Consider the following 24,933-nt stretch of genomic DNA (forward strand, 5'->3'; position numbering starts at 1 on the left):
GCCGAAAGCCGCGCCGCCGAACAGGCTGCAGCCGCGACGCGTGCGGCCGTCGAGGAAAGCGGCGAGGTCGTCGGCCGCGCCATCAGCGCCATGGCCGATATCGAACAGTCTGCCGAGAAGATCGGCCAGATTATCGGCGCGATCGACGAGATTGCCTTCCAGACGAACCTGCTCGCTTTGAACGCCGGCATCGAAGCTGCCCGCGCCGGCGAATCCGGCCGCGGCTTTGCAGTCGTGGCGCAGGAAGTACGAGCGCTCGCCCAGCGCTCCGCCGAAGCTGCCCGTGAGATCAAGACGCTGGTGACCACCACCAAGACGCAGGTGGATGCCGGCGTCCAGATGGTCGGCCGCACGCAGGATTCAATTGCCAGCATCGTCCGCCAGGTGACCGACATCAACGCCGCGATCGCCGGCATCGCAGGTGAGACGGGCGAACACGCAGCTGGTCTCGAAGCCGTGACCGTAGACGTCAAGGGTCTCGGCAGCGAAGTGGCCGACAATGCCGGCTTTGCGGAGCGTTCGGCCGAGGGCGCCGATCATCTCCACACGGTCATTCTGGAACTTGGCCAGACGATCCGCGAATTCCGCGTCGCGCGGGAAAATGCCTACGCAACCCGGCCTCATCAGGTGCGTGTTGCCGCCAGCCGGCCGGTTGCAATCGCAGCACGTCCGGAAGCGGTCGAAGACGATTACGAAAATGACGATTTCAGCATGCCCCAGCCTCTCGCAAGTGCCGGAGGTGGGCGGAATGTTTACTAACCTATCGGATTATGACGTCGGCTCGCTTTCACGGGTCGGGGACAAGGGGACAAGGAAAAACTGATGGCAGCAAAGAAGAGTGCCAAGACGTTGGAATTGCCAGCGGTTCTTGATCTCAATGAGGCTTCCGCGTTGCGCGACAAGCTTCTCTCCATGCGAGGCAACCCTCTGGCAATCGATGCTTCCGCAGTCGAACGCCTCGGCGCTCTTTGCGCTCAGGTTTTGATGGCCGCCGAGAGGACCTGGGACCAGGACAAGCAGTCGCTCACCTTCGCGAAGGTGTCCGACGCATTCACGAAAACCATGCAGTTGGTTGGCGTCAATATCGACCACCTGCTTGCCAAGGAGATCCGGCAATGAAGAAAAAAGTACTGACGGTGGACGATTCCCGCACCATCCGAAACATGCTTCTCGTAACGCTGAACAATGCTGGCTTCGAGACGATCCAGGCTGAAGACGGCGTTGAAGGCCTCGAGGTTCTCGAAGAATCCAATCCCGACGTCATCGTCACCGACATCAACATGCCGCGCCTCGATGGCTTCGGCTTCATTGAAGGTGTCCGTCGCAACGAGAAGTACCGTGCGATTCCGATCCTGGTGCTGACGACCGAAAGCGATGCGGAAAAAAAGAACCGCGCCCGCCAGGCTGGTGCCACCGGCTGGATCGTCAAGCCCTTCGACCCCGCCAAGCTGATCGATGCCATCGAGCGTGTAACCGCTTAAAGCCCAGGATTTGCTCCTATGGATATGAACGAAATCAAAGAGATCTTTTTCCAGGAATGCGAGGAACAGCTCGCCGAACTGGAATCCGGTCTCCTGAAAATGAATGATGGCGATCGCGACCCGGAAACCGTCAATGCGGTGTTCCGTGCGGTGCATTCGATCAAGGGCGGTGCCGGCGCCTTTGGCCTGGATGACCTCGTCGCTTTCGCCCACGTCTTTGAGACCACACTTGATTGCGTTCGTTCCAACAAGCTCGAGCCTACCCAGGACGTCCTGAAGGTCATGCTGAAGTCGGCCGACGTGCTCGCCGACCTGACCAATGCTGCCCGCGACGGCGGCAGCGTCGATGAAAGCAGAAGCCGCGGCCTGGTCAAGGAACTGGAAGCGCTCGCCAACGGTGAACTGCCGTCTCCCTCGGCAGTGTCAGAGGCTCCCGCGCGCAAGCCGGCCCCGAAAGCCGCTCCCGCTCCGGTTGCCGCAGCCCCGGCTCCCAAGCCGACCGACGACAGCGGCTTCCAGCCGGTTCCCTTCTCCTTCGACGATTTCGGCGGCGAGGAGAAGCCCATCGATCTGCCGGCCTATGAAATCACCTTCAAGCCGCGCTTCGAACTCTATTCGAAGGGCAACGACGCCACCCTTCTGCTGCGTGATCTCTCCCGTCTCGGCGAGATGAGCATCTACTGCAACACCGACGCCCTGCCGAGCCTCGACGAGCTCGATCCGGAAGGCGCCTACTTCTTCTGGAATATCACGATCAGGACGGACAAGGGTGAAGACGCGATCCGTTCCGTCTTCGAATTMGCCGAATGGGATTGCGAGCTTACGGTGAAGCCCGCCGAGGAAACCAAGGCCGGCGAGACCAACGATGAACTGCCGATGGTCCCGGTTCCGTTCGATCTATCCATCCTCGACGACAACGGTGCTGCCGAAGTGCCTTCTGTTTCAGAGGGCAGGGATGATGATACTGCCGCTGCCGTCGCCGCCGCTGAAACGGCGAGCAACGTCACGCAGATGGCTGCCGCTGCTGCTCGCGTCGAAAAGAAGGAATCGGCCGCAGCCGCTGCTGCCGCGGCGGCAAGTGCCGCAGCGCAGAACAATGCAGCCGCCGGCGCCGGCCAGACGATCCGCGTCGATCTCGATCGTGTCGACCGCCTGATCAACCTCGTCGGTGAGCTTGTCATCAACCAGGCGATGCTCTCTCAGAGCGTCATCGAAAACGACACGACCGGCACCTCGTCGATCAATATGGGTCTCGAAGAGCTGCAGCAGCTCACCCGTGAGATCCAGGACTCGGTCATGGCGATCCGCGCCCAACCCGTGAAGCCGGTCTTCCAGCGCATGTCGCGTATCGTCCGCGAAATCGCCGACATGACCGGCAAGTCGATCCGCCTGATCACCGAAGGTGAAAACACCGAGGTGGACAAGACGGTCATCGACAAGCTGGCCGAGCCGCTGACGCACATGATCCGTAACGCCGTCGACCACGGTATCGAGACGCCGGAAAAGCGCGCCGCTGCCGGCAAGAATACCGAAGGCACKGTCCGCCTGACTGCGAAGCATCGCTCGGGTCGCATCCTGATCGAGCTTGCCGACGACGGCGCCGGCATCAACCGTGAAAAGGTCCGTCAGAAGGCGATCCAGAACGATCTCATCCCGGCCGACGCCAACCTGTCGGACGAAGAAATCGACAACCTGATCTTCCTGCCGGGCTTCTCCACGGCCGACAAGATCTCCGACATCTCCGGCCGCGGCGTCGGCATGGATGTCGTCAAGCGCTCCATCCAGGCGCTCGGTGGTCGCATCAACATCACCTCGAAGCCGGGCCATGGTTCGGTCTTCACGATGAGCCTGCCGCTGACGCTCGCCGTTCTCGACGGTATGGTGGTCACGGTCGCCGGCCAGACGCTGGTCGTGCCGTTGACGGCAATCGTCGAAACGCTGCAGCCGGAAGCCGCCGCGATCCACTCCTTCGGTGCGAGCCATCGCCTGATCTCGATCCGCAACTCCTTCTGCCCGCTGGTCGATGTCGGTCGCATCCTGAACTTCCGCGCCACCCAGGCAAACCCGGTCGAAGGTGTGGCCCTTCTCGTGGAATCCGAAGGCGGCGGTCAGCGCGCGCTCATGGTCGATGCGATCCAGGGTCAGCGTCAGGTGGTCATCAAGAGCCTTGAAGCGAACTACACCCACGTTCCGGGCATCGCCGCAGCCACCATCCTCGGTGATGGCCGCGTGGCCCTCATCCTTGATGTGGATGCGGTTGTCGGTGCCTMGCGCGGTCAGTCCCTCAAGGCGGAAATGTCGCTGGCGGCGGTAGGATAAGGGGCGATGTCGCACACGGCAAAAAATCTGACCCTCGGCGGACGCGAGCTCATCGCATTCCGCATCGGCGATCAGGAATTCTGCGTGAACATCATGGCGGTGCGCGAGATCCGGGGCTGGACCCCGGCAACCGTGATGCCGCAGTCGCCGTCCTATGTGATGGGGGTCATCAACCTGCGTGGTGCGGTGATGCCGATCGTCGACCTGTCGGCCCGGCTCGGCATGAGGCCGACCGATGCGACTGCCCGCCATGTCATCATCGTCGCCCAGGTCCGCCGCAAAGTGGTGGGTCTTCTGGTCGAGGCGGTTTCCGACATTCTGACGGTGACCGAAGACAACATCCAGCCGACGCCCGAGGTCTCCTCCGACCTCGTGCGCCAATTCGCCCGGGGCATTCTCGCCATCGATAAGCGAATGATCTGCCTGATCGAACTCGAAGCTCTGTTCCCCGAGACCGAAAGCGAAGCCGCATGAATGTACTGGGCGTAAAAGATCAGAGGCAGTCAACCGACGAGGTCCTGGCGAGTGGGGAATACCCGCTGACACGCCGCGACCTCTCGGAAATCGCCGCGATGATCTATGCGGATGCCGGAATCTATCTCAACGAGACGAAGGCCTCGCTGGTCTACTCTCGCTTRTCGAAGCATATCCGCAACCTTGGCCTTTCAGGATTTCGCGAATATTGCGAGCTTGTCGCCTCGCCGGCAGGCGCTGCCGCCCGGCGCGAAATGTTGTCGCACCTGACGACGAACTTCACACGCTTCTTCCGCGAAAACCATCACTTCGAACACTTGCGCGACCATGTGTTGCCCGATCTTCTGAACCGGGCGCGCGCCGGCGGCCGTGTCCGTATCTGGTCGGCTGCGTCCTCGGATGGGCAGGAGCCCTATTCGATCGCACTGACCGTTCTGTCAATGATGCCGAACGTTGCCGATTACGACTTCAAGATTCTCGCGACCGACATCGACCCCAAGATCCTCGCGATCGCCCGAGCCGGCGCCTATGACGAAAACGCGCTGGAAACTGTCTCGCCTGCCATGCGTAAGCAATGGTTTACCGAGGTCGAGATGCAGGGGCGCCGCAAGTTCCAGGTCGACGACCGCGTGAAGCGCCTCATCACTTACAACGAGCTGAACCTGATGGCCCAGTGGCCGTTCAAGGGCAAGTTCGACGTCATCTTCTGTCGCAATGTCGTCATCTACTTCGACGAGCCGACGCAGATGAAGATCTGGCAGCGCTTTGCCGGCCTGCTGCCGGAGGGCGGCCATCTCTATATCGGCCATTCCGAACGCGTCTCGGGCGAGGCCAAGAACGTCTTCGACAATATCGGAATCACCACCTATCGCTATACGAGCAAGGGTATCGGGAGGAAGGCATGAGTGCTCCTGCAAGAGTTCTCGTTGTTGACGACTCGCCGACCATGCGCGGCCTGATCACAGCCGTCTTGAGTTCGGATCCCGAAGTCAGCGTCATAGGCCAGGCCGGCGACGCCCTGGAGGCGCGCGAGGCGATCAAGCGGCTGAACCCCGATGTCCTCACCCTGGATATCGAGATGCCGAACATGAACGGCCTCGACTTTCTCGAAAAGATCATGCGCCTGCGGCCCATGCCTGTGATCATGGTCTCGACCATGACACATCGCGGCGCCGAGGCAACACTCGCGGCCCTCGAAATCGGTGCTTTCGATTGCGTCGGCAAGCCGCAGCCGGGCGAGCCGCGCCCCTTCGGAGACCTCGTCGAGAAGGTAAAGGCTGCTGCCCGCACGCAGCGCAACTTCACCCAGCCGGCAAAGCCTGCCGCCATCACGCCGCCGCCCGCAGTCGCCGACTTCCGCGTCGGTCGCAAGATCGTGGCGATCGGCTCTTCGACCGGTGGCGTAGAAGCCCTGATCGCCGTGCTGCAGAAATTCCCGGCCAATTGCCCGCCGACCGTCATCACCCAGCATATGCCGCCGACTTTCACCAAGAGCTTTGCCGAGCGGTTGAATCGCCTCTGCGCGCCTGTCGTGGAAGAAGCAACCGACGGCGCCCGTCTCGAGATCGGCAAGGTCTATCTTGCGCCTGGCGGCGAGCGCCATCTGCAGGTCTCCAATGTCTCGGCGCCCTGCTGCAGGCTGGTCGAGCGGGGGCCGGTCAACGGCCATCGCCCGTCGGTCGATGTGCTCTTCGATTCGGTTGCCGAGCTCGCCGGACGCAATGCCGTCGGCGTGATCCTTACCGGCATGGGCCGCGATGGGGCCGCCGGGTTGTTAAAAATGCGACATGCAGGGGCCAGAACGCTCGGCCAGAACGAAAAAACCTGTGTTGTTTACGGAATGCCAAGGGTTGCCTACGAACTTGGCGCAGTTGAACAGCAGCTCCCGCTTGCTGCTATCGGCGAAGAAATATTGAAAATGACAGCCGCCCGAAAGGAAGGGACCGAATAATGTCGATCGCGGAGAAAATCAAAGTTCTGATCGTTGATGATCAGGTTACCAGCCGCCTGCTGCTCAGCGACGCGCTGACCCAGCTCGGCTTCAAGCAGATCACCTCTGCCGGCGATGGCGAGCAGGGCATGAAGATCATGGCGGAACAGCCCCACCATCTCGTGATCTCGGACTTCAACATGCCGAAGATGGATGGCATCGGCTTCCTCCAGGCCGTTCGGGCGAACCCGAACACCAAGAAGGCTGCCTTCATCATCCTCACCGCACAGGGCGACCRTGCGTTGGTGACGAAAGCTGCCCAGCTCGGTGCAAACAACGTTCTGGCAAAGCCCTTCACCATCGAAAAGATGAAAGCGGCTATCGAAGCCGTGTTTGGAGCCCTGAAATGATCACCGAGGGTGCGGTTCGCCGCGTGCACATCATTCAGGGTGAATATAAAGTCCTGAGCGACCCGGATGCGGTGCTTTCGACTATCCTGGGCTCGTGCGTGGCAGCCTGCCTGAGAGATCCGGTCGCTGGTGTCGGCGGCATGAACCACTTCCTGCTGCCGGGGACAGGCAACACCCCGATGACTGGCGGCGATGCCACGCGCTACGGCGTGCATCTCATGGAACTGCTGATCAACGGCCTCCTGAAAAAGGGCGCCCGGCGCGACCGGCTGGAGGCCAAAATATTCGGAGGCGCGAAGACGATCTCGACATTTTCCAATGTCGGCGAACAGAACGCGGCCTTCGCCATGCAGTTCCTTCGCGATGAAGGCATTCCGGTGGTCAGCTCCAGCACCGGCGGTGAGCACGGACGCAAGATCGAATATTGGCCGGTCTCCGGCCGGGCCCGGCAATACCCCCTGACCGGCGCCGAAACGCAGAAAACCGTCGCTCTCGAGCAGCGCCCCGCTGCTCCGCAGAAGCCCGCCGAGACCAGTATCGAATTTTTTTGATGGCGAGGATTTTTATATGAGTTTTACACCGATCATCGAGCCGCCATCGCCGGTCGAGGCGCTGAGCGACGTATTGATGCGGATTGTCTCCGAGCTTCACGACGTTGCCTACCTGATCGAGCGGATCGAGCCCCAGCTGATCGAATTGGGCGGCACGGAAATCCTGAGCTCTCCCGACAGCATGAAAGTGATGCAGGGCATCGATCTTGCCGTGCAGAAATCGCGCGGTCTGGCCGAATTCATCGATACCATCACCGGTGAAATTCCGCAGAACTGGTCGATCGACGTCGCCACTGCGCTGAGCCTCGTCAAGCTTGCCGAAATGCAGAAAGCCCTCGGCGGCGGTACCCGTCACGGCCACTCCCAGCCACTCAGCAAAGCAGCCGGCGATTTCGATTTCTTCTGAGATTGTAATTCATTCCTGCATGCGCTGAACGAAACGCTCGCACAAGTTTCGGCGTCTATTCGTCAAATGAGGCAATAAGCCTGCTTTGTCTTTGACGGATCGTGCGAGAACAGAATGAATCTGTTAAATCAATTAGTTCAGATTTTTAAGAACTTTGGTTCCCTTGGGCGGACGCGTTTGATGATCCTTGGTGGGGTCGGCGCCGCTTCCATCGCAATCATCCTGGCGGCGGCAATTTTCGTCAACAAACCGGCCCAGGAAACGCTTTATGTCGGCCTGGAGAAGCCAGATCTCAACCAGATCAGCATGGCGCTTGCCGAAAGCAACATCGATTTTCAGGTCGGAACGGACGGTTCCAGCATCACCGTACCGGCCGGCATGACGGGCAAAGCCCGCCTGTTGCTTGCCGAACGCGGCCTGCCGAACAGCGCCAACGCCGGTTACGAACTCTTCGACAATGTCGGATCGCTCGGCCTCACCTCCTTCATGCAGGAAGTGACCCGTGTACGCGCTCTCGAAGGTGAAATCGGCCGAACCATTCAGTCGATCTCAGGCATCACCGCCGCACGCGTTCACATCGTCATGCCCGAGGTCGGCAACTTCCGTAAGGCCGAACAGAAGCCGACGGCTTCCGTCATGATTCGCGCCAGCGCTACGACAGGGCGAAACGCTGCCACGTCAATCCGTCACCTCGTCGCCTCGGCCGTGCCGGGGCTCGATGTCAATGACGTGACGATCCTCGATTCTGCCGGCCAGCTTCTTGCATCCGGCGATGAAGCCGGCAACGGCACGCTGAACCGCTCGCTTAACATCGTCCAGAACGTCCAGCAGGAAGTCGAATCGAACATCGACAAGGCGCTCGCCCCCTTCCTCGGCATGGACAACTTCCGCTCCAGCGTAACGGCCAATCTCAACACTGACGCCCAGCAGATCCAGGAAACCACCTACGATCCGGAATCCAAGGTCGAGCGCTCTGTTCGCTCGACGAAGGAAAACCAGCAGTCCCAGCAGCATCAGTCCGACAACGCGACGACGGTCGAGCAGAACATTCCGCAGGCTGCAYCCGACGCAGGCGGCGCCACTGGTCCGCAGTCGGAAGACAAGTCCGACAAGCGCGAAGAGCAGACCAACTACGAAATCAACAGCAAGACGACAGCCACGACGCGCAACAGCTACCGGGTCGAAAAACTCTCGGTCGCCGTCGTCGTCAACAAGGGTCGCATCGGCAAGATGGTGGGCGAACCGGCAGACCAGGCCAAGATCGACGCCTATCTCGCAGAGATGAAGAATATCGTTGCCTCGGCTGCCGGCCTCGATACGAACCGCGGCGACGTGGTCACCGTGACTGCAATGGATTTCCTCGAGAACCAGCTTCTCGACGACGCGAACGGCGGCGTTCATGTCATGGATGTGCTGAGCCGCAACCTCGCCGGCATCATCAACTCTCTTGCCTTCGTCGCTGTCGCCTTCGTGGTCGTCTGGCTGGGCGTGCGTCCCCTCATCCGTACCGTCAACGGCTCAGGCTCGTCCTCCTCCGCAATGCTCGGCGACGCCACTCCGGAATCGGCTGGCCTGGAACTGCCCGACTTCGCACCGGCAGGCGCGTCCTCGGGCGGGGCGCTCATGGATGGCTTCGGCTCCGACTTCGGCTTCGACAGCACCGAGGATCTGCTCAGTCTCGGCGACGACGACGGCAACTTCAACCGCCGCGTCAAGGAAGGTCCGGAGCGCAAGCTCGCTCGCATGGTGGAGATCAACGAGGAACGCGCTGCGAAGATCCTCAGGAAATGGGCCATCGACGAAGCAGCATAATGAAAAGGCCGGGAAACCGGCCTTTTTTCTTTTTCATCCGGGGATCCATTGCGCGGTAACAAGAACGTTACCGCCACTCGCAACCGGCTTTTAAGGGGTCGACTGCTCTACTGCAGAGAATTCGAACGTAGAGATCGCAGGACAACGGGATGGCGCCGTTCGCATGAGGCTCAAGCCCTGCATAAGACGGGCGGTGTAAGTATTTCTCCACTGGAACAATAGTTCGTTGCTTTTGTGCGTTTGAAATTTGCTTCCGCCAAGGCATTCTGTGCCGCGCGTCTCTGGCCGGAACTGTGATAATTACGCCATTCAGACTGATAATTCCGTTCGGCTTCACTCGCGTATAAGGCGAGGAACGTTGCGGCCAATACCAGAATCATCCTAGTTTCATACATCTTCGCGAGAGCGGAGTGGTGATCGAATCACCGCATGGAAGGTCGCAAAAGTAAATCCCCAGAAGTCGGAGATGGTGATTTGCGTTGGTTGGCTTACCCTTAAGTGATTCGAAGTGGGATTCGCGTGGGGCATGTGTTTGAATCCCTTTCACAAAAACAGAACTTCATTGCGAGAATCGACAGTTTCTCAGCCGCGGGTCATTGCCAATGGATATGGATATATTTCAGGCGAATAAAGGCGAGAAGCATATGGCGAACTTCATTGGCGCCAATGTGCCGGACCTTCAGCCACGCGACGAACTGATCGATCGCCTTCGCGTCATTGCCGAAACCGGCAAGTTGCAGGCCGGTTTGCGGGCGCTGACCGAGTATGTCGGCGCCATGCACTATCTGATGGCGCGCTGCGACCTCATCCAGGAAAGCGGTCTCGACTTTATCGTTTCGTCCGACTGGCCCTTCGATCTGGTGAAGGAGGTCGCCAATGACCTGGTTGCCGGTTATGCGCGCTCGACGGAATTCGACAAGTGCATGCAGGTACTGCAGCCAGGCTTTGCGCTTCTGCCTGAGGGTGCGGAAGTGCCGCCTGGCGCGAGCCGGCAATATTGCTCCCTGACCTTCAATGTCGGCCGCTCTCGCTTGGTGCTGATGTTCCTGTTCAGGGAAGGCGTCGTTCTTTCGCCGGAACGTCTCCGGGACGTAGGCCTCCTTGCAGGTTATATCGCAAGCTTCCTTCGGTGCGGGGGCACGAAGGTCGATCGCGATTTCGAGCTGACGGACCGCGAACTGGAATGCCTCTTCTGGATTGCGGAGGGCAAGACAAGCGACGAGATCGCCATGATCCTCGGCATCTCCCGGAATACCATCAATAACTATATCACCAGCGTGATGCGTAAGACTGCAACGAAGACGCGTTCCGAGGCGATAGCCTTCGCCGTTCGCAACAATCTCGTTTGAGGGGAATTATGGGGCATCAACCAGGCAGGGCGATAAGCAATACGGACCAGATGCGCATGGTCCGTGTGAACAGGATTTCCAGCCGGTCTGACCTTTTCCCGCGCCTGATTGCCATGCAGAAGCTCGCGGATGCGCAGGCTTTCGCCGTTTTTCGCGTCAGCGGCTCCGGCGTGCCGGCAAAGCAGCGGCTGATCTGCGAACTGGAGAACTGGGGTCCCTCGAATGCCGGCCTCGGCAAGGCCTTCGTCGATGCCCATGGCGAGGCTTTGCTCGACCATATCGATCGCTCGCTGCTGCCTGTGTTCTGGGCCGGTAGCCACGATCACGCAGCCCCGGGCCCTGCCGACTTCTCTCCCTTCATGGTGAGACTGAAAGACGGCATGGTGCCTTTCTCCGGTCTTGCCTTTCCGGTGCGCCTCGGCGCTATAGGCAACGGCTTCGTGCTTTTCACCGGCGATGATATCGATCCGTCGAGCGACACAATCATCGAGCTGCACGGCCGCTGCTGCAATGTCATGATGGACCTGCTGTCGCTCGATGAGCGGCGTGCGGCGGCGACAGAAGCACTGAGCGAACGCGAGATCGCCTGTCTTCAGCTTGCCGGCGACGGCCGCATCAGCGAAGAAATCGCCGACAAGCTCGGCCTGTCCGTCCACACGGTGAACGCCTATCTCGGCTCGGCAACGATCAAGCTTGATTCGGTCAACCGCATCCAGGCGATCGCCAAGGCGATACGCTTGGGCTATATCAGCTAGGGCCGTTTCAGCAAACAGCTGCAGCGATCTTGGCTCCGGAATTGCGTGAAAACAAGGAGTTAGAAAATTTCCGCGATTGGAAGAAATGCGGAAATGCTCTAAGAAAGGCAAAGCCCGGCACCTTTCGGGCCGGGCCTGATATTCTGAAGTGGAAAATGCCCTAGCCGGCCAGCGCCTGCGGCTTCGCGACGATATAGCGCGCTTCGTACAGGCTCCTTTGCAGAAAAGCCGTGTTCTCATCCGGATCGACCGAAGCGTTCTGGAAGGAAATATGATTGATCTCGATACCGGCATGGTCTTCGGCCATCGTCAGTTGCGCGTAGACGGTCACGCCGCGCGGCTTGATTTCGAGATCGAGCACAACTTCGGGCTTGCCGCCCCATTCCAGCGTATAATTTCCACCCAGGCCGAAGTTGACAGTGCCGGGATGGAAAAACAGTTCCGCCGCGGAAGCGACGAGGTCGGCGAGATTGCCGTAATACTCGAAACGCAGCAGAGAAATGAGATCGGATGCGTCCAGAAGCCTGAGCTCGGTTGCGACCGGGCTGATCGCTTCTGCAAGGATTTTTTCACGCTGGGCAGAGTAGGGGCATTTTTTCATTCGACTTATCTTACCCGTTTGTTCTTGGCCTCCGCGGCGTAAACCCGGTGAATGAGTTCCGCGACGGCCTTATAGAAGACTGACGGTATGACACTATCCACCGAGACTTGCGCAAACATGGAGCGTGCGAGAGGCGGATCCTCGAAGACGGGGATGTTGTTCTCCTCGGCGATCTCTCTGATTTTCAACGCAATAAGGTCCTGCCCCTTGGCAAGGACGATCGGCGCGTCGTTTTCCTCGCGTACATAACGCAACGCGACGGCATAGTGCGTCGGGTTGGCGATGACGAGGGTGGCGCGCTGGACACCGGCGATCATGCGCCGGCGGGCGCGGTCACGCATGACAGAGCGTTGCCTGCTCTTGACGAAGGGATCGCCCTGCGACTGTTTGTTTTCTTCCTTCACCTCGTGCTTCGTCATCTTCAGTTCGGTGAACCAATGATATCGCGTCCAGAAGATATCAGCGATGGCGACAGCGGCGGTGGCGATGAGCATGACGATGATGATCTTGCGCATCGCTGTCATCATGCGAACCATGATCGTCTGCGGATCGGAGAACATTGCATCGATCGAGCCGAAATATTCGCTTCTGAGAACGAAGAAGAGAATCACCCCGACGACAACCACCTTGAACAGTGATTTACCGAATTCGACGAGACCCGGAAGGCTGAAGAGCCGCGACCATCCCTTGATCGGTGAAATACGCGAGGCCTGCGGACGAATGCGTTCGAGAACCGGCGTCGGCAGGTTCTGAAAGACGGATGAGGCGATACCGAACGCCATGAACATGATGAAGGCAGGGGCCAGAAGCGCAGCCACGGCCCAACCGAGCTTCGCAAAGAGCGAGAGGACGTCAGGCCCTGTCTCGATCTTCCACTGATCCGGCTGCTCGAAGATGTCACGCAGGGTCTCGGCCATGTGTGACGTTGCGTCGGGAAGGAAGAATACGAGATAGATGAAGGTCGCCAGAATCGTCGCAAAGATCGAGATTTCACGCGAGTGGGGGGTATTACCTTTTTCGGCAGCATCAGACCGCTTTTTCGCGGTAGGGGCTTCTGTTTTGCTGTCCTTGTCTTCATCGGCCAAGTGCGCGGCCCTCCGTCAAAGAAAAAGGCCGCTGCTGGAGCGCGGCCTGTTTCCATGAACGGTAGTCTTGTGCGTGCTGCCGATCAACCGCTGCCTTACCGGCGAACGGTTTTGTCAACAACTGCGATGGCTTAAGCCGCCGCCGGGCCGCCTTCCTTTTCCTTAAGCTCGATCTGGCCGCCATTGGCCAGGCGAATCGCTTCCTGTGCGACAGCGCGCCGGGCGATCGCGATCTCGCGCGGATTGACGCCGGCCATGCCGCTCTGCAGATCCGATTCGATCATGCGGCGCTGGCGCGGACTGATGGCGGAAAGCACCGATTCGCGGATTTCGGCCGATGCGCCGCGCAGTGCAACGGTGAGAACGTCGGMCGAAATATCGTTGAGTAGCATGACGCGGCTGCGCTGCGGCATGAACATGAGGTCTTCGAACAGGAAGATCTTCGGACGAACCTTGTTGACCGCTTCGCGGCTGATCGATTCGAGCGAGGTAAGCAGCGTGTCGACCTGCGGCTTGTCCATTTCGTTCATCAGGTCGGCGACCTTCGTCGAGCCGGATGCGTTGCGTTCCGCGTCGACCTCGGCGAGCAGCGTCATCACCTGGTTTTCGATGATCTGCGCGGCCTTCGGGCTGACGCCCTTCATATTGACCGTACGGTTCATGATGTCGGCGCGGCGGTTGTCGGGAAGCTGCAGCAGCACCTTTGCGCCAAAGGACGAAGGCATCATGGACAGGATATAAGCGACGGTCTGCGGATGTTCGCGCAGCAGGAACTGAGCGACGAAAGTAGGTTCCGCCTCAGCGAGGCGATCCCAGATTGAGGTCTCGTAGGCCTGGAAGGCGGTACGGCGGCCGAGCAGGCTGTCGACTTCGTCAGGCGTCAGCCCTTCCTCGAGGATGGCCTCGATCGCCTTGGCGTTGTCCATCAGACCGGCGCCTTCGGTGAAGAGATCCTCGAATTCGCCGACGAGCTGAAGAAGCTCGTCCGGCGGGATCGCGCGAAGCGCCTGGGCAGATCCGATGATGGTCTGCAACTCGGCCTGCGTGAAATATTTCAGCAGTCGGCCGGCGACTCCCTTCCCCATAGCGAGAAGAACTGCCGCCGCCTTTTCAGCCTGGGTCAACGGTTTCCCGGCAAGTGCGCCGCCGAAATCGTCAAAGTCCATCATGGTCTAACCTCTCCGTCCCGCACAGGGATCAGGCTTTTTTCGTGCTCAAAACTTCTATCAGTTTTACACCGAATCGGGTGTCGTCATTATCAAGGACCGTAATCTCACCGCGCGCAATCCTGCGGCCGTTCACCATTATTTCGACCGGCTCGCCGATCTTCTTGTCGAGCGCGATAGTAGCACCCTCGGTGAGGTTCATCAGGCCGGAAACCTGCATACGGCTCGTCCCGAGCACGATCTGGACATCGATAGGAATATCCATGATCAGGTCGAAGTTCGAATTCAGTGCGCTGCCGAGCGGTGCCGGAGCGGACTGGAAGGAGTTGCCGCCGAAGCTCGGTGCGGCGCCAAGGCTGGGAGAGCCTGCTGCACCCATGTCTGCGGCATTGCCGCCGAAGTCGCCGCCCCCGAAATCGCTGCCTGCGAAATCGGCGCCGCCGAACGAGGTTTCGCCGGCATCGCCGCCGAAAGGCGAGAGGTCCGTACCTGCTGCGAAAGCATCGTTCTGCAGGTCGTCGCCGAACTGCGGAAGGTCGCTATCCGCATCTTTCTTCAGCACGCCGCGCAGATCGTCGATAGCCTGATCCAGATCGGCTTCACTGCCCGGCATGTCCAGGGAGAGGTCACTATTCTGCTGTGTCTTCTTCGTAGCCATGAAATCACTATTCCAGTTGAAACTTGCCTCAAACTGCCTTTGCGGCGCTGAAAGCGAGAGAACCGATTAATTCATTAAGTGCCGGATCAACTCATCATCCGAATTCATGGTGTCTTTCACTCGCACCATGTAGTTGTCGCCTGAACGCCCGAACTCGCACACATACAATTCTCGGCTGTTGGCGCTGACTTCGACGCGCACGTCGCCGCTGTCGCGGAAGGGAATGACGTCGCCGGCCATCAGTTTGGAGATCGTCCGCAGCGTCAGATCCTGCAGGCGGATCTTCGCTTCGAGCGTCACCTGCGACCGGCGAACCTGGTCGCCGATCTGCTCCGTCCACTCCGGCGACTTGCTCGGCTGCTTCTTAGCCTTCGGGGCCGAAACCTTGGTCTTGAGCAGCGCCGCCTGGGGGACGATCAGGCTGAATTCGGACGTGATGCCGGCAAGCGTGATCGACATGTTGATCGCAGCCGCGAATTCATCCGAACGGTCTTCCGGCGGACGGATGCGTGCGTCAAGAGCGAAGGGAGCCGACAGGCTGGGCTCGAAGCCGCCCGGCGCGTTGACGGCCGAACGCAGCACCTTGGAAATCTTGTCGAACACCATGACGGCGAGGTCGAGCTCGATAATGGAGAGAAGCCGGTCGGCCGGCTCCTCGATCGTTTCGGCGGTAGCGCCAAGCAGATGTTCCATCAAGGTAATGACGAAACCGTTGCCGCAGCCGATCGTGATGTTCTGGGACCAGTTGCGCAGCGTCGCATCGACGAGCGTCATATTGGTGCTGAGATCGTCGATCAGATGATTCTTGTAGCCTATCTCGCAGCCGAGATAGCCGACTGTCACATCGAGGCCGGTTTCGCTCTTCAGGATGTCGGGAAGGAATTCGCTGTAGATATCGCCGAAGGAACTGCAGAGCTTGGCAACCCTGCCCTTGTCGCCAAGACCGCCGGTCAATTTGGCAAGAAGGACAGGATCCATTGTCTGGTTGTCATGCGAAGCATTGCTCATAGTCATTTAAGCTGCCTTGTTTTCGCCACCTGGGTTCATCATTTCCTGCTCCACTGCGTCGATCGACGGGCGTTCATACGCCGAGATCGTCTTGCGGCCGTATTCGAGGGCGACCTGCGGCACCGAGCCGTTCATGTAGGCAAGCAGGGTCTGCTTGACGACGACGTAGAGGCGGTGCTGCTTTGAGCGGACGATCTTGATCTGGGAAACGATCGGGGAGCAGACGCAGTAGGAAAGCAGAATTCCGAGGAATGTGCCGACGAGTGCCGAACCGATGAGGTGGCCGAGCACTTCCGGCGAGTCGTTGATATGCGCCATGGCCTTGATGACGCCGAGAACCGCCGCGACGATGCCGATGGCCGGGAACGCGTCGCCCATTGTCTGGATTGCGTGGTAAGGCTTCAGCTTGTCATGAAGGATGGTGTTGATTTCTTCGTCCATCAGCGCCTCGATCTCGTGAGAGCGGGCGTTGCCGATGATGATCAGGCGCACGTAGTCGCAGATGAAGGCCGTCAGTTCCTTGTTCTTCAGAACCGTCGGTGCCTGCTGGAAGATCGTCGATTCGGCCGGGTTGTCGATATGCGCTTCGATTTCGTTGCGCGACTTCGTACGCAGGTCGCGCATCAGCGAATAAAGGACACCAAGCGTGTCGAGGTAGTTGCGTTCCTTGGGAACGGAATGCTTGAAGGCCTCGCCGAGCGCCTTGCCGGAGTCCTTCACCACCTTCATGGGGTTGGCCATGATGAAGCTGCCGAGACCGGCGCCGCCGATGATCACGAATTCGAAGGGCTGAAAAAGAGCATCGATTTCGCCGCCCATCGCCATGAAGCTACCGATGATACAGCCGCAGACAACTACAAATCCGATAATAATATTCATCGTCAGCCCAATCTGAACGTTGCTTTTCTTTGCGACGGATAGGGTTTGTGCCTTGCGTGAGGCTGATGAACGCGGCTTTTGCGCATTCATTTGCGCTACCAGTTTCGCGCAAGGATTTACCTTCATATTGAACGTGACGAGTGGGCCTATGCGCGCCCATGTCTGAGATGCCGCTCAGCGGAACCCGTGGCCGAACTAAAAGGAGCCCGGTGTTTCGTCCCGTTTATCGCCAATGTGGAGCTTACCGACATGCAATCCGGTCTTTACGTTTCCCTGTCGTCGCAGATGGCCCTCGAAAAACGCCTGACGACGATCGCCGACAACATGGCCAACGTGAACACGACTGGTTTTCGCGGCACCGAGGTAAAGTTCGATGAAATGTTGGCGAACAACGAGAACAAGACGAACACCAAGGTAGCCTTCGTCTCTCAGGGCAACGACTACTTGGACACCAGTCATGGCGAAATGCAGCACACCGGCAACATGCTCGACTTCGCCATCAAGGGMAATGCCTGGTTCTCTCTCGACACGCCGGMCGGCCGCGTTCTGACGAGGGACGGCCGCTTCACGATCCGTGACACCGGCGAGCTGGTTTCCACCCGCGGCTATCCGGTTCTCGATGCAGGCGGTGCGCCGATCGTACTCAACACTGGCGGCGGCGAACCGAAGGTCGGCACGGATGGCATCATTTATCAGAATGACCGGCAGGTCGGTTCACTCGGCCTCTTCGAAGCAGATATCGACAAGGGTTACCTGCGCTACGAAAACAGCGGCATCATGACGACCGAGCAGCCGCGCGCTGTCGTCGACCGCTTCAACGTCGGTGTGGAGCAGGGCTATCTTGAAAATTCCAACGTCAATGCGATGCACGAGATGACGCAGCTCATCGAGGTCAACAGGGCGTTCGACAGCGTCTCGTCGCTGATGCGCGATAGCGAAGACTCCTTCAAGGAAGCGGTCCAGACGCTGGGCGGCAGCCGTTAAGGCAGGGTGTGAAGCATGAACACCACCCTGTTGACTGAGGACGCGCTCTCGCCGAAGCTCACACATCTCGGCGAGCTTGCAAAACGCTACGCCTCGCCGGAATTCTCGGTGACACATGGCGGTCGGGTGCACACGATCGCCGCCGGCCATTATACCGTCCGCGGCCTTTCCCGGCATGTACGCCTCGGCGAGTTCGTGGCGCATAAATCCGCGACGGGCATCCATCTCGGCGAAGTGGTCAAGGTGGAGCCGGATCTGATCTATGTCTGCCCTATCGAACCGGGCGAGCCGATCGGCATCCACGACGTCGTCATTCGCAAGGGTGCTTTCCGCATATCTCCGTCAGATAGCTGGTGCGGCCGCACCATCAATTCCCTCTGCGAGCCGATCGACGGTCTCKGCCCGATCACCGAAAGCCTGGACCGCCGTTCGATCTCGAACACCGCGCCGCCTTCGATGACGCGTCAGCGCGTCGAAAACGGCTTCAAGACCGGCGTGCGCGCGATCGATATCTTCTCGCCGCTCTGCCTCGGTCAGCGTCTCGGCATTTTCGCCGGCTCGGGCGTCGGCAAGTCGACGCTGCTGTCGATGCTGGCCCGCGCCGACGCCTTCGACAAGGTGGTAATCGCGCTGGTCGGCGAACGCGGTCGCGAAGTCCGTGAATTCATCGAGGATACGCTCGGCAGCGATATGAAGAAGGCGATCGCCGTCGTTGCCACCAGCGATGAGAGCCCGATGCTGCGCAAGATGGCGCCGCTGACAGCCGTGACGATCGCCGAGCACTTTCGCGACAAGGGCGAAAACGTTCTCTTCATCATCGATAGTGTTACGCGTTTTGCCCACGCGATCCGCGAAGTGGCGACCGCTTCCGGCGAGCCGCCGATCGCCCGCGGCTATCCGGCTTCGGTCTTCACCGAGCTGCCGCGTCTTCTGGAACGCGCCGGTCCCGGTCAGGAAGGCGCCGGCACCATCACCGCGATCATCTCCATCCTCGTCGATGGCGACAATCATAACGACCCGATCGCCGACTCCACGCGCGGTATTCTGGACGGTCATATCGTTCTCCAGCGAAGCCTGGCGGAGGAGGGGCGCTATCCGCCGATCGATCCGCTCGCATCCATCTCGCGTCTTGCCCGCAAGGCCTGGACTCCGGATCAGGAGAAGCTGGTTTCCCGCCTCAAGGTACTGATCCACCGCTTCGAGGAAACGCGCGACCTGCGCCTTATCGGCGGCTACCGTCCGGGCGCCGATCCCGATCTCGACATGGCGGTCAAGCAGGTGCCGATCATCTATGACGTCCTGAAACAGTCTCCGGGAGACCGCGAATCGCTCGATGCCTTCGCCGATCTTGCCGGTGCTCTCAAGGCCGCCGCCGGCGTACCGACTCCGAGTGCGCCTATTCAAAGGAGGGCCTGATCATGGCCGATTTCGAAGACGAACGGATCGCGGCGCTGAAAGAGCGTAACAAGGCAGTGCTGCTCGATCGCGCGCTGACCTTCTTGGGTCTGGCACTTGCCGGCGCTTCCGCCTTCTTCCCCTGGTACGTCTTCTTCAACGAGGACAAGTTTGGCGTCAGCGTCGCCGATAGCAATGCCTCGCGTGAATTGCCGGACTGGCCGGCACGCAACGTCTTCAGCGTTTCACCGCTCGCCATGGTCAATAAGAAGGATGAAGGTAAGAAAGTCCCACCGATCGACAATATGACGACGGCAACCGTTTCCGAACTCGGCAAGGAGCGCGACGGCGACGCCTCGATGGAAGATCAGCCTTTCCCCGGCAAAGGCTCTTTCCGTTTGCTGCACGTGGCCAACGGCCGAGCGCTCATTGAAGATCCCTCGGGAATGTATGTCGTGCGCGTCGGCTCGATCCTGCCTGACGAAAGCCGCCTTGCCACATTGGAACAGCGCGATGGCAAATGGGTGATCGTCACCTCCAAGGGTGAAATCTACCAGAACAACTGAAGCATGCCGCGCAAAAGTGTGCGGCGGTTTTTGCGATACCAGCATGCGAAAACAAAGCCTGAGGCGCGGCAGACGATCCCGGGGATCGCGACGCGCTTCAGTTCAGGCAAAAAGACGAATCGCTGCGAGGTCCTGTCGGAGAACGGCCGGGCGGCGGTTGGCCGGTGTCTGCAAGTAATCTCGAAGAATGGCTTGTAAAGCCTGCATTTACCGTAAGTCCCACGCAAGATTACCGCCCTAGGTTCGGCGTAGTAAAAACGGAGAGTTCTCATGCAACCGATTCAACTTTTCGACTTGGCTTCAAAGCAGGCGGAATGGCTGACGATTCGTCAGGAGGTTGTTGCCGGCAACATCGCGAATGCAAACACGCCGAAGTTCCGTGCGAAGGACGTAACGCCTTTTCAGGCGGTGCTCGATCAGTCGGACGTGACCATGGCACGTACCAATCCGATGCATCTGAGTGGCAACAATTTCAGCACCGGCAGCGACATCGACGTGAAGGATGCCGCGCTCGACCAGGAAATCGGCGTTCAGGAATCCGGCAACACCGTCGGTGTGGCCGAAGAACTCTCCAAGTCCGGCGAGATCAAGCGTCAGTACGACCTGAACACCTCGCTGGTCAGTTCCTTTCATCGAATGATGTTGATGACGCTAAGGAAATAGGCTCATGGATCCGCTCTCAGCAGCAATGAAAATCGCAGGCTCCGGGCTCGAATCGCAGTCGACACGTCTGCGTATCGTCTCGGAAAACATCGCCAACGCCCGTTCGACCGGCGATACGCCAGGCGCCGACCCCTATCGCCGCAAGACGATCACCTTCGGCCAGCAGCTTGACCGCACCAGCGGCGTCGAGACCGTCAACGTCAAGAAGATCGGTACCGACGAAGGCGATTTCACCAAGGAATACGACCCGAGCAATCCGGCTGCGGACGAGAAGGGCATCGTCAAGATGCCAAACGTCAACATCCTGATCGAGATGGCCGACATGCGCGAAGCCAACCGCTCGTATGACGCCAATCTGCAGACGATCAAGCAGACTCGCGACCTCATTTCATCGACGATCGATCTCCTGAAGAGCGGACAATAATGATCAGCAGCGTACAGAATGTAAGCAATCTTTCGATGAGCCGCGCCCTGGGCGCCGTCGATACCGAAAACTCCGCCTCCTCTTCGACCGCAACCTCATCTGCTGCGGCCGGTGCATCCGGCGGCGTGAGCTTCGCCTCCGTCATGGGCAACATGGCGACCGAAGCCGTCAGCAGCCTGAAGGGCGCGGAAAACATGTCCTTTGCCGGCATCAAAGGCACGGCTTCCACGCGCGAAGTCGTCGATTCCATGCTGCAGGCGGAGCAGACCCTCCAGACTGCAATTGCCATTCGCGACAAGGTCGTCTCGGCCTTCCTCGAAGTCACCAAGATGCAGATGTAACTGATTTGAGGACGAACACATGAGAGCGCTCGCCATCGCAGCAACGGGCATGGATGCCCAGCAGACCAACCTGGAAGTCATCGCGAACAACATCGCGAACATCAATACGACCGGTTTCAAGCGCGCCCGCGCCGAGTTCACCGATCTTCTCTACCAGACTGAACGTGCCAAGGGTGTCGCCAACCGCGCCAACCAGGCTGTCGTTCCCGAAGGCGCCAATATCGGTCTCGGCGTCCAGACCTCGGCGGTGCGCAACCTGCATCTGCAGGGCGAATTGACCCAGACCGGCAACGACCTCGACGTCGCAATTGTCGGCAAGGGCTTCTTCCAAATCCAGTCGACGGATGGCACGACGCTTTATAGCCGCGCCGGTGCGCTCAACAAGAACGACCAGGGCCAGCTCGTCAACATCGACGGCTATGAAGTCATCCCCGGCGTCACTATTCCGCAGGGCTCCACCGAGCTGACGATCAGCCGCTCCGGCGAAATCACCGCCAAGCTGCCCGGTCAGACGACTCCGACCACTCTCGGCCAGCTTACGCTCGCCGACTTCGTCAACGAAGCCGGCTTGCAGCCGATCGGCGACAACCTCTTCCAGGAAACGCCGGCCTCCGGCGAAGCTGTCATCAGCAATCCCGACGAAGASAATATGGGCTATCTCAAGCAGGGTTACCTGGAATCCTCCAACGTCGATCCGGTCAAGGAAATCACCGAGCTGATATCGGCCCAGCGCGCTTATGAAATGAATTCCAAGGTGATCACGACCGCTGATGAAATGGCATCCATCGTCAGCAAGAACCTGAAGTAAGAGGGAAGGGCCGAACATGACGTTTCGCCGGGCAGGACACGTCCAGGGATGGGTGGCTGCGGCCACAATCGCAATCGCCGGCATGTTCATGCCGGCAGCAGCGGATGCCGGCATGGGTTATGCCGTCGTCCCGACGACGATCATCTATCCCGGCGACACGATTTCGAGCGGCCAGCTTCAGGAGGTTGAGGTCACCAATCCTAATCTCAGTGGAGACTATGCAAAATCGGTCTCCCAGGTCGAAGGGCTTGTTTCCAAGCGCACGCTCCTGCCGGGCCGGACGATTTCGGTCTCCGCCCTGCGCGAGCCTTATACGGTCACGCGCGGTTCCAATATCCGCCTGGTATTCCAGCTTGGCCAGATGACCATTTCCGCTGCCGGCTCGCCTCTCGAAGATGGTGCGACCGGCCAGATGATCCGTGCACGCAATATGGATTCCGGCATCATCGTCAGCGGCACCGTGCTCGCCGACGGTACGGTCCATGTGAGGGCAAAATGAAGTTCTTCTTTCGCATTCTGAGCCTGGTTGCGGTTCTGGCGATGAGCCTGACCGATGTCGCGCCTGCATGGGCGCTGACGTCCCGCATCAAGGACATTGCCTCGCTTCAGGCCGGCCGCGACAACCAGCTCATCGGCTATGGCCTTATTGTCGGCCTGCAGGGAACCGGCGATGGTTTCCGTGCTTCGCCCTTCACCGAGCAGTCCATGCGCGCGATGCTGCAGAACCTCGGCATCTCCACGCAGGGCGGCCAGTCGAACGCCAAGAATACGGCCGCCGTCATGGTCACCGCCAACCTGCCGCCCTTCGCCAGTCCCGGCAGCCGCATCGACGTGACGGTCAGCTCGCTCGGCGATGCGACGTCGCTGCGCGGCGGCACGCTTGTCATGACCTCGCTGTCAGGCGCCGACGGCCAGATCTATGCCGTCGCCCAGGGCGCCGCCATCGTCACCGGCTTTCAGGCTCAGGGACAGGCCGCGACCGTGACCGAGGGTGTGACGACGGCCGGCCGTGTGCCGGGTGGCGCCATCATCGAGCGCGAGCTGCCGTCCCGCTTCAAGGATTCGGTCAACCTCGTCCTGCAGCTCCGCAACCCGGACTTCTCCACCGCAATCCGCATTGCTGATATCGTCAACGGCTACGCCAAGGCCCGCTTCGGCGGTCCGGTCGCGGAAGCCAAGGATTCGCAGGAAGTCGTCATCGAGAAGCCGCGCGAGGCCGATCTGACACGCCTTATGGCCGATATCGAAAACCTCGTGGTCGAAACCGACACGCCGGCCAAGGTCGTCATCAACGAACGTACCGGCACGATCGTCATCGGCTCGGATGTTCGCGTCTCGCCGGTTGCCGTCAGCTACGGCACATTGACCGTGCAGGTCACCGAAACGCCACAGATCATCCAGCCGGAGCCCTTCTCGCGCGGTGAGACCGCTGTCCAGCCGCAGACGGATATCCAGGCACAGAAAACGGGCGGGCGGGTCGCGATCATCGACGGTCCTGACCTTCGCACCCTCGTTGCCGGTCTCAACAACATCGGCGTCAAACCGGATGGCATCATCGCCATTCTCCAGGGCATCAAATCTGCAGGCGCCCTGCAAGCGGAGCTTGTGCTGCAATGATCAAGATCAAGAACGAGAACCCGATCGTCGAATTGTTGCGCCGGCTGGCTTTGCCGGCCGCAGGCTTGGTGCTGCTTACCATTCCCGGCGCCTTCGCCCAGGAAGTGGCGCCGCTCGGCGACATCACCTCGACGGACGAGGTCAAGCAGTTCTGCACGAATATTGCCGATCCCGCGCGCGATCAGCGCTATCTCCTGCAGAAGCAGGAGCTCGAGAAGTTGCGCGCCGATATCGACGGTCGCATTGCCGAGATGGACAAGCGCAAGGCTGAATATCAGGACTGGCTGAAGCGGCGTGATGATTTCCTCAAGCAGGCTGAGGCCGGCTTGACGGATATCTACAAGAAGATGAAGCCGGATGCGGCAGCCCTGCAGTTGCAGGACGTCAGGCCCGAACTGGCGGCCGCCGTCATCATGCGGCTCGGGCCGCGCCAGTCCAGCCTGATCCTGAATGAAATGGACTCCACCAAGGCTGCCAGTATCGCCGGCATCATCGCAAGTGCGTCTGATCCCAATACCTCGAAGGATCCTTCATGAATAAGCGTTTACCGGCTGTGGTCGCCGCCGTTGCCCTCCTTGCGGGCTGCCAGTCCACGGCAGTCAACGAGATCGGCCGCGCGCCTGCCATGAGCCCGATCGGCAGCGGTCTCGCCTACGGCCAAACACCGCAGATGGCGCTCTATCCGAAGCAGCCGCGCGCTGTCGCCCAGGGCTATTCGCTGTGGAGCGATTCACAGGCTGCGCTTTTCAAGGATGCGCGCGCCCTGAACGTCGGCGACATTCTGACGGTTGATATCCAGATCAACGACAAGGGATCCTTCGACAACGAGACCAACCGCAGCCGCAAGAATTCGAGCGGCATGAACTGGGATGTCAACGCCCAGGTCTTCGGCTGGACGCYACAGTCCAAGACGGACCTGACCTACGGTTCCGACACGAGCACCGACGGCAAGGGCAAGATCGAGCGCACCGACAAGCTCAACCTTCTGGTTGCCGCTGTTGTCACGGGCATTCTCGAAAACGGCAACCTGGTCATCAGCGGTTCGCAGGAAGTTCGCCTGAACCAGGAKCTGCGCATCCTCAACGTCGCCGGTATCGTGCGTCCGCAGKACGTCAATGCCGACAACCAGATCTCCTACGACAAGATCGCCGAAGCCCGCATCTCCTACGGTGGCCGCGGCCGCCTGATGGAAGTGCAGCAGCCGCCGCGCGGCCAGCAGGCTGTCGATCTTTTCTCGCCACTCTGAGGCTG

Annotated in this window: 30 protein-coding genes; 24 read left to right on the forward strand and 6 right to left on the reverse strand. The window is 59.8% G+C overall.

Annotated elements, in window-relative coordinates; genetic code table 11:
- The 13 genes from AC1DNW_RS32480 to visR form a co-directional block, all read left to right on the forward strand.
- A partial coding sequence (locus AC1DNW_RS32480) for a methyl-accepting chemotaxis protein (RefSeq protein WP_477855458.1) occupies positions 1-759 on the forward strand: 759 nt, incomplete at its 5' end.
- A gap of 63 nt (positions 760-822) precedes the next feature.
- Positions 823-1,119: an STAS domain-containing protein gene (locus AC1DNW_RS32485; RefSeq protein ID WP_113298544.1), complete on the forward strand. Its 297-nt coding sequence runs from the start codon at positions 823-825 to the stop codon at positions 1,117-1,119.
- A complete protein-coding gene (gene cheY1 / locus AC1DNW_RS32490) occupies positions 1,116-1,481 on the forward strand; it encodes a chemotaxis response regulator CheY1 (protein ID WP_003570362.1) in 366 nt (121 codons plus the stop codon). The genes AC1DNW_RS32485 and cheY1 overlap by 4 nt, the downstream gene beginning before the upstream one ends.
- An 18-nt stretch (positions 1,482-1,499) precedes the next feature.
- Positions 1,500-3,800 carry a chemotaxis protein CheA gene (locus AC1DNW_RS32495; RefSeq protein WP_477855459.1) on the forward strand — a complete coding sequence of 767 codons (2,301 nt, stop codon included), beginning with the start codon at positions 1,500-1,502 and terminating at the stop codon, positions 3,798-3,800.
- A gap of 6 nt (positions 3,801-3,806) precedes the next feature.
- Positions 3,807-4,274, forward strand: a complete 468-nt coding sequence (locus AC1DNW_RS32500; RefSeq protein WP_113306937.1) for a chemotaxis protein CheW — start codon at positions 3,807-3,809, stop codon at positions 4,272-4,274.
- On the forward strand, positions 4,271-5,179 hold the full coding sequence (gene cheR / locus AC1DNW_RS32505; RefSeq protein ID WP_113298547.1) for a protein-glutamate O-methyltransferase CheR: 909 nt from the start codon (positions 4,271-4,273) through the stop codon (positions 5,177-5,179). The genes AC1DNW_RS32500 and cheR overlap by 4 nt, the downstream gene beginning before the upstream one ends.
- Positions 5,176-6,225, forward strand: coding sequence for a protein-glutamate O-methylesterase CheB (gene cheB, locus AC1DNW_RS32510; RefSeq protein ID WP_113298548.1), 1,050 nt, complete (start codon positions 5,176-5,178; stop codon positions 6,223-6,225). Before cheR ends, cheB begins: the two co-directional genes overlap by 4 nt.
- Positions 6,225-6,614: a response regulator gene (locus AC1DNW_RS32515; RefSeq protein WP_477855460.1), complete on the forward strand. Its 390-nt coding sequence runs from the start codon at positions 6,225-6,227 to the stop codon at positions 6,612-6,614. Before cheB ends, AC1DNW_RS32515 begins: the two co-directional genes overlap by 1 nt.
- Positions 6,611-7,165, forward strand: a complete 555-nt coding sequence (gene cheD / locus AC1DNW_RS32520; protein ID WP_113298550.1) for a chemoreceptor glutamine deamidase CheD — start codon at positions 6,611-6,613, stop codon at positions 7,163-7,165. Before AC1DNW_RS32515 ends, cheD begins: the two co-directional genes overlap by 4 nt.
- A 16-nt stretch (positions 7,166-7,181) precedes the next feature.
- Positions 7,182-7,571 carry a chemotaxis protein CheT gene (gene cheT / locus AC1DNW_RS32525; protein ID WP_113298551.1) on the forward strand — a complete coding sequence of 130 codons (390 nt, stop codon included), beginning with the start codon at positions 7,182-7,184 and terminating at the stop codon, positions 7,569-7,571.
- A 114-nt stretch (positions 7,572-7,685) separates the two neighbouring features.
- Positions 7,686-9,383 carry a flagellar basal-body MS-ring/collar protein FliF gene (gene fliF, locus AC1DNW_RS32530; protein WP_477855461.1) on the forward strand — a complete coding sequence of 566 codons (1,698 nt, stop codon included), beginning with the start codon at positions 7,686-7,688 and terminating at the stop codon, positions 9,381-9,383.
- Positions 9,384-9,985: 602 nt separating this feature from the next.
- The gene (visN, locus tag AC1DNW_RS32535) at positions 9,986-10,732 is read left to right on the forward strand and encodes a transcriptional regulator VisN (RefSeq protein WP_113298553.1); all 747 of its coding nucleotides are present in this window, start codon (positions 9,986-9,988) and stop codon (positions 10,730-10,732) included.
- 8 nt (positions 10,733-10,740) lie between these two features.
- Complete coding sequence (gene visR, locus AC1DNW_RS32540) at positions 10,741-11,487, forward strand: transcriptional regulator VisR (protein ID WP_113298554.1); 747 nt, start codon at positions 10,741-10,743, stop codon at positions 11,485-11,487.
- Between the two features lie 160 nt (positions 11,488-11,647).
- Here the strand turns inward: visR and AC1DNW_RS32545 are convergent, their stop codons facing one another.
- The 6 genes from AC1DNW_RS32545 to motA form a co-directional block, all read right to left on the reverse strand.
- Positions 11,648-12,088 (reverse strand): hypothetical protein, encoded by a 441-nt coding sequence (locus tag AC1DNW_RS32545; RefSeq protein WP_113298555.1) that lies wholly within the window; start codon positions 12,086-12,088, stop codon positions 11,648-11,650.
- A 5-nt stretch (positions 12,089-12,093) separates the two neighbouring features.
- Positions 12,094-13,173, reverse strand: a complete 1,080-nt coding sequence (flhB, locus tag AC1DNW_RS32550; protein WP_113306935.1) for a flagellar biosynthesis protein FlhB — start codon at positions 13,171-13,173, stop codon at positions 12,094-12,096.
- A gap of 131 nt (positions 13,174-13,304) precedes the next feature.
- On the reverse strand, positions 13,305-14,342 hold the full coding sequence (gene fliG / locus AC1DNW_RS32555; RefSeq protein WP_477855462.1) for a flagellar motor switch protein FliG: 1,038 nt from the start codon (positions 14,340-14,342) through the stop codon (positions 13,305-13,307).
- Between the two features lie 28 nt (positions 14,343-14,370).
- Complete coding sequence (fliN, locus tag AC1DNW_RS32560) at positions 14,371-14,997, reverse strand: flagellar motor switch protein FliN (RefSeq protein WP_113298558.1); 627 nt, start codon at positions 14,995-14,997, stop codon at positions 14,371-14,373.
- A gap of 66 nt (positions 14,998-15,063) precedes the next feature.
- Positions 15,064-16,011, reverse strand: coding sequence for a flagellar motor switch protein FliM (locus AC1DNW_RS32565; RefSeq protein WP_113306933.1), 948 nt, complete (start codon positions 16,009-16,011; stop codon positions 15,064-15,066).
- Positions 16,012-16,884 (reverse strand): flagellar motor stator protein MotA, encoded by an 873-nt coding sequence (gene motA, locus AC1DNW_RS32570; protein WP_113298621.1) that lies wholly within the window; start codon positions 16,882-16,884, stop codon positions 16,012-16,014. It abuts the gene before it with no gap.
- 249 nt (positions 16,885-17,133) lie between these two features.
- Here motA and flgF point away from each other — a divergent pair, with 249 nt between their 5' ends.
- The 11 genes from flgF (at position 17,134) to flgH (ending at position 24,928) form a co-directional block, all read left to right on the forward strand.
- Positions 17,134-17,868 carry a flagellar basal-body rod protein FlgF gene (flgF, locus tag AC1DNW_RS32575; protein WP_477855463.1) on the forward strand — a complete coding sequence of 245 codons (735 nt, stop codon included), beginning with the start codon at positions 17,134-17,136 and terminating at the stop codon, positions 17,866-17,868.
- Between the two features lie 15 nt (positions 17,869-17,883).
- A complete protein-coding gene (gene fliI / locus AC1DNW_RS32580) occupies positions 17,884-19,284 on the forward strand; it encodes a flagellar protein export ATPase FliI (RefSeq protein WP_477855464.1) in 1,401 nt (466 codons plus the stop codon).
- A 2-nt stretch (positions 19,285-19,286) separates the two neighbouring features.
- Positions 19,287-19,829: a flagellar protein gene (locus tag AC1DNW_RS32585; RefSeq protein ID WP_113306932.1), complete on the forward strand. Its 543-nt coding sequence runs from the start codon at positions 19,287-19,289 to the stop codon at positions 19,827-19,829.
- Positions 19,830-20,099: 270 nt separating this feature from the next.
- Entirely contained in the window at positions 20,100-20,492 is a 393-nt protein-coding gene (flgB, locus tag AC1DNW_RS32590) for a flagellar basal body rod protein FlgB (protein ID WP_113298563.1), read from the forward strand.
- Positions 20,493-20,496: 4 nt separating this feature from the next.
- Positions 20,497-20,916 (forward strand): flagellar basal body rod protein FlgC, encoded by a 420-nt coding sequence (flgC, locus tag AC1DNW_RS32595; RefSeq protein ID WP_113012948.1) that lies wholly within the window; start codon positions 20,497-20,499, stop codon positions 20,914-20,916.
- Positions 20,916-21,257: a flagellar hook-basal body complex protein FliE gene (gene fliE, locus AC1DNW_RS32600; RefSeq protein WP_113306931.1), complete on the forward strand. Its 342-nt coding sequence runs from the start codon at positions 20,916-20,918 to the stop codon at positions 21,255-21,257. The genes flgC and fliE overlap by 1 nt, the downstream gene beginning before the upstream one ends.
- A gap of 19 nt (positions 21,258-21,276) precedes the next feature.
- The gene (gene flgG, locus AC1DNW_RS32605; protein WP_477855465.1) at positions 21,277-22,065 is read left to right on the forward strand and encodes a flagellar basal-body rod protein FlgG; all 789 of its coding nucleotides are present in this window, start codon (positions 21,277-21,279) and stop codon (positions 22,063-22,065) included.
- Positions 22,066-22,081: 16 nt separating this feature from the next.
- Positions 22,082-22,564, forward strand: coding sequence for a flagellar basal body P-ring formation chaperone FlgA (gene flgA, locus AC1DNW_RS32610; RefSeq protein ID WP_113298566.1), 483 nt, complete (start codon positions 22,082-22,084; stop codon positions 22,562-22,564).
- Positions 22,561-23,682 (forward strand): flagellar basal body P-ring protein FlgI, encoded by a 1,122-nt coding sequence (locus AC1DNW_RS32615; RefSeq protein ID WP_113298567.1) that lies wholly within the window; start codon positions 22,561-22,563, stop codon positions 23,680-23,682. Before flgA ends, AC1DNW_RS32615 begins: the two co-directional genes overlap by 4 nt.
- Positions 23,679-24,218: a MotE family protein gene (locus tag AC1DNW_RS32620; protein ID WP_113306930.1), complete on the forward strand. Its 540-nt coding sequence runs from the start codon at positions 23,679-23,681 to the stop codon at positions 24,216-24,218. Before AC1DNW_RS32615 ends, AC1DNW_RS32620 begins: the two co-directional genes overlap by 4 nt.
- The gene (gene flgH, locus AC1DNW_RS32625) at positions 24,215-24,928 is read left to right on the forward strand and encodes a flagellar basal body L-ring protein FlgH (protein ID WP_477855466.1); all 714 of its coding nucleotides are present in this window, start codon (positions 24,215-24,217) and stop codon (positions 24,926-24,928) included. Before AC1DNW_RS32620 ends, flgH begins: the two co-directional genes overlap by 4 nt.
- Positions 24,929-24,933 lie beyond the last annotated feature (5 nt).

The sequence above is a fragment of the Rhizobium sp. 05L429 genome (genome assembly GCF_056397645.1).

Excerpts from the sequence above, each read along its gene's own strand:
- AC1DNW_RS32485 (WP_113298544.1), top strand. The coding sequence starts at position 823 with ATGGCAGCAAAGAAGAGTGCCAAGACGTTGGAATTGCCAGCGGTTCTT.
- cheY1 (WP_003570362.1), top strand. The coding sequence starts at position 1,116 with ATGAAGAAAAAAGTACTGACGGTGGACGATTCCCGCACCATCCGAAAC.
- AC1DNW_RS32500 (WP_113306937.1), top strand. The coding sequence starts at position 3,807 with ATGTCGCACACGGCAAAAAATCTGACCCTCGGCGGACGCGAGCTCATC.
- cheB (WP_113298548.1), top strand. The coding sequence starts at position 5,176 with ATGAGTGCTCCTGCAAGAGTTCTCGTTGTTGACGACTCGCCGACCATG.
- cheD (WP_113298550.1), top strand. The coding sequence starts at position 6,611 with ATGATCACCGAGGGTGCGGTTCGCCGCGTGCACATCATTCAGGGTGAA.
- cheT (WP_113298551.1), top strand. The coding sequence starts at position 7,182 with ATGAGTTTTACACCGATCATCGAGCCGCCATCGCCGGTCGAGGCGCTG.
- visN (WP_113298553.1), top strand. The coding sequence starts at position 9,986 with ATGGATATGGATATATTTCAGGCGAATAAAGGCGAGAAGCATATGGCG.
- visR (WP_113298554.1), top strand. The coding sequence starts at position 10,741 with ATGGGGCATCAACCAGGCAGGGCGATAAGCAATACGGACCAGATGCGC.
- AC1DNW_RS32545 (WP_113298555.1), bottom strand. The coding sequence starts at position 12,088 with ATGAAAAAATGCCCCTACTCTGCCCAGCGTGAAAAAATCCTTGCAGAA.
- fliN (WP_113298558.1), bottom strand. The coding sequence starts at position 14,997 with ATGGCTACGAAGAAGACACAGCAGAATAGTGACCTCTCCCTGGACATG.
- AC1DNW_RS32565 (WP_113306933.1), bottom strand. The coding sequence starts at position 16,011 with ATGACTATGAGCAATGCTTCGCATGACAACCAGACAATGGATCCTGTC.
- motA (WP_113298621.1), bottom strand. The coding sequence starts at position 16,884 with ATGAATATTATTATCGGATTTGTAGTTGTCTGCGGCTGTATCATCGGT.
- AC1DNW_RS32585 (WP_113306932.1), top strand. The coding sequence starts at position 19,287 with ATGGCCGATTTCGAAGACGAACGGATCGCGGCGCTGAAAGAGCGTAAC.
- flgB (WP_113298563.1), top strand. The coding sequence starts at position 20,100 with ATGCAACCGATTCAACTTTTCGACTTGGCTTCAAAGCAGGCGGAATGG.
- flgC (WP_113012948.1), top strand. The coding sequence starts at position 20,497 with ATGGATCCGCTCTCAGCAGCAATGAAAATCGCAGGCTCCGGGCTCGAA.
- fliE (WP_113306931.1), top strand. The coding sequence starts at position 20,916 with ATGATCAGCAGCGTACAGAATGTAAGCAATCTTTCGATGAGCCGCGCC.
- flgA (WP_113298566.1), top strand. The coding sequence starts at position 22,082 with ATGACGTTTCGCCGGGCAGGACACGTCCAGGGATGGGTGGCTGCGGCC.
- AC1DNW_RS32615 (WP_113298567.1), top strand. The coding sequence starts at position 22,561 with ATGAAGTTCTTCTTTCGCATTCTGAGCCTGGTTGCGGTTCTGGCGATG.
- AC1DNW_RS32620 (WP_113306930.1), top strand. The coding sequence starts at position 23,679 with ATGATCAAGATCAAGAACGAGAACCCGATCGTCGAATTGTTGCGCCGG.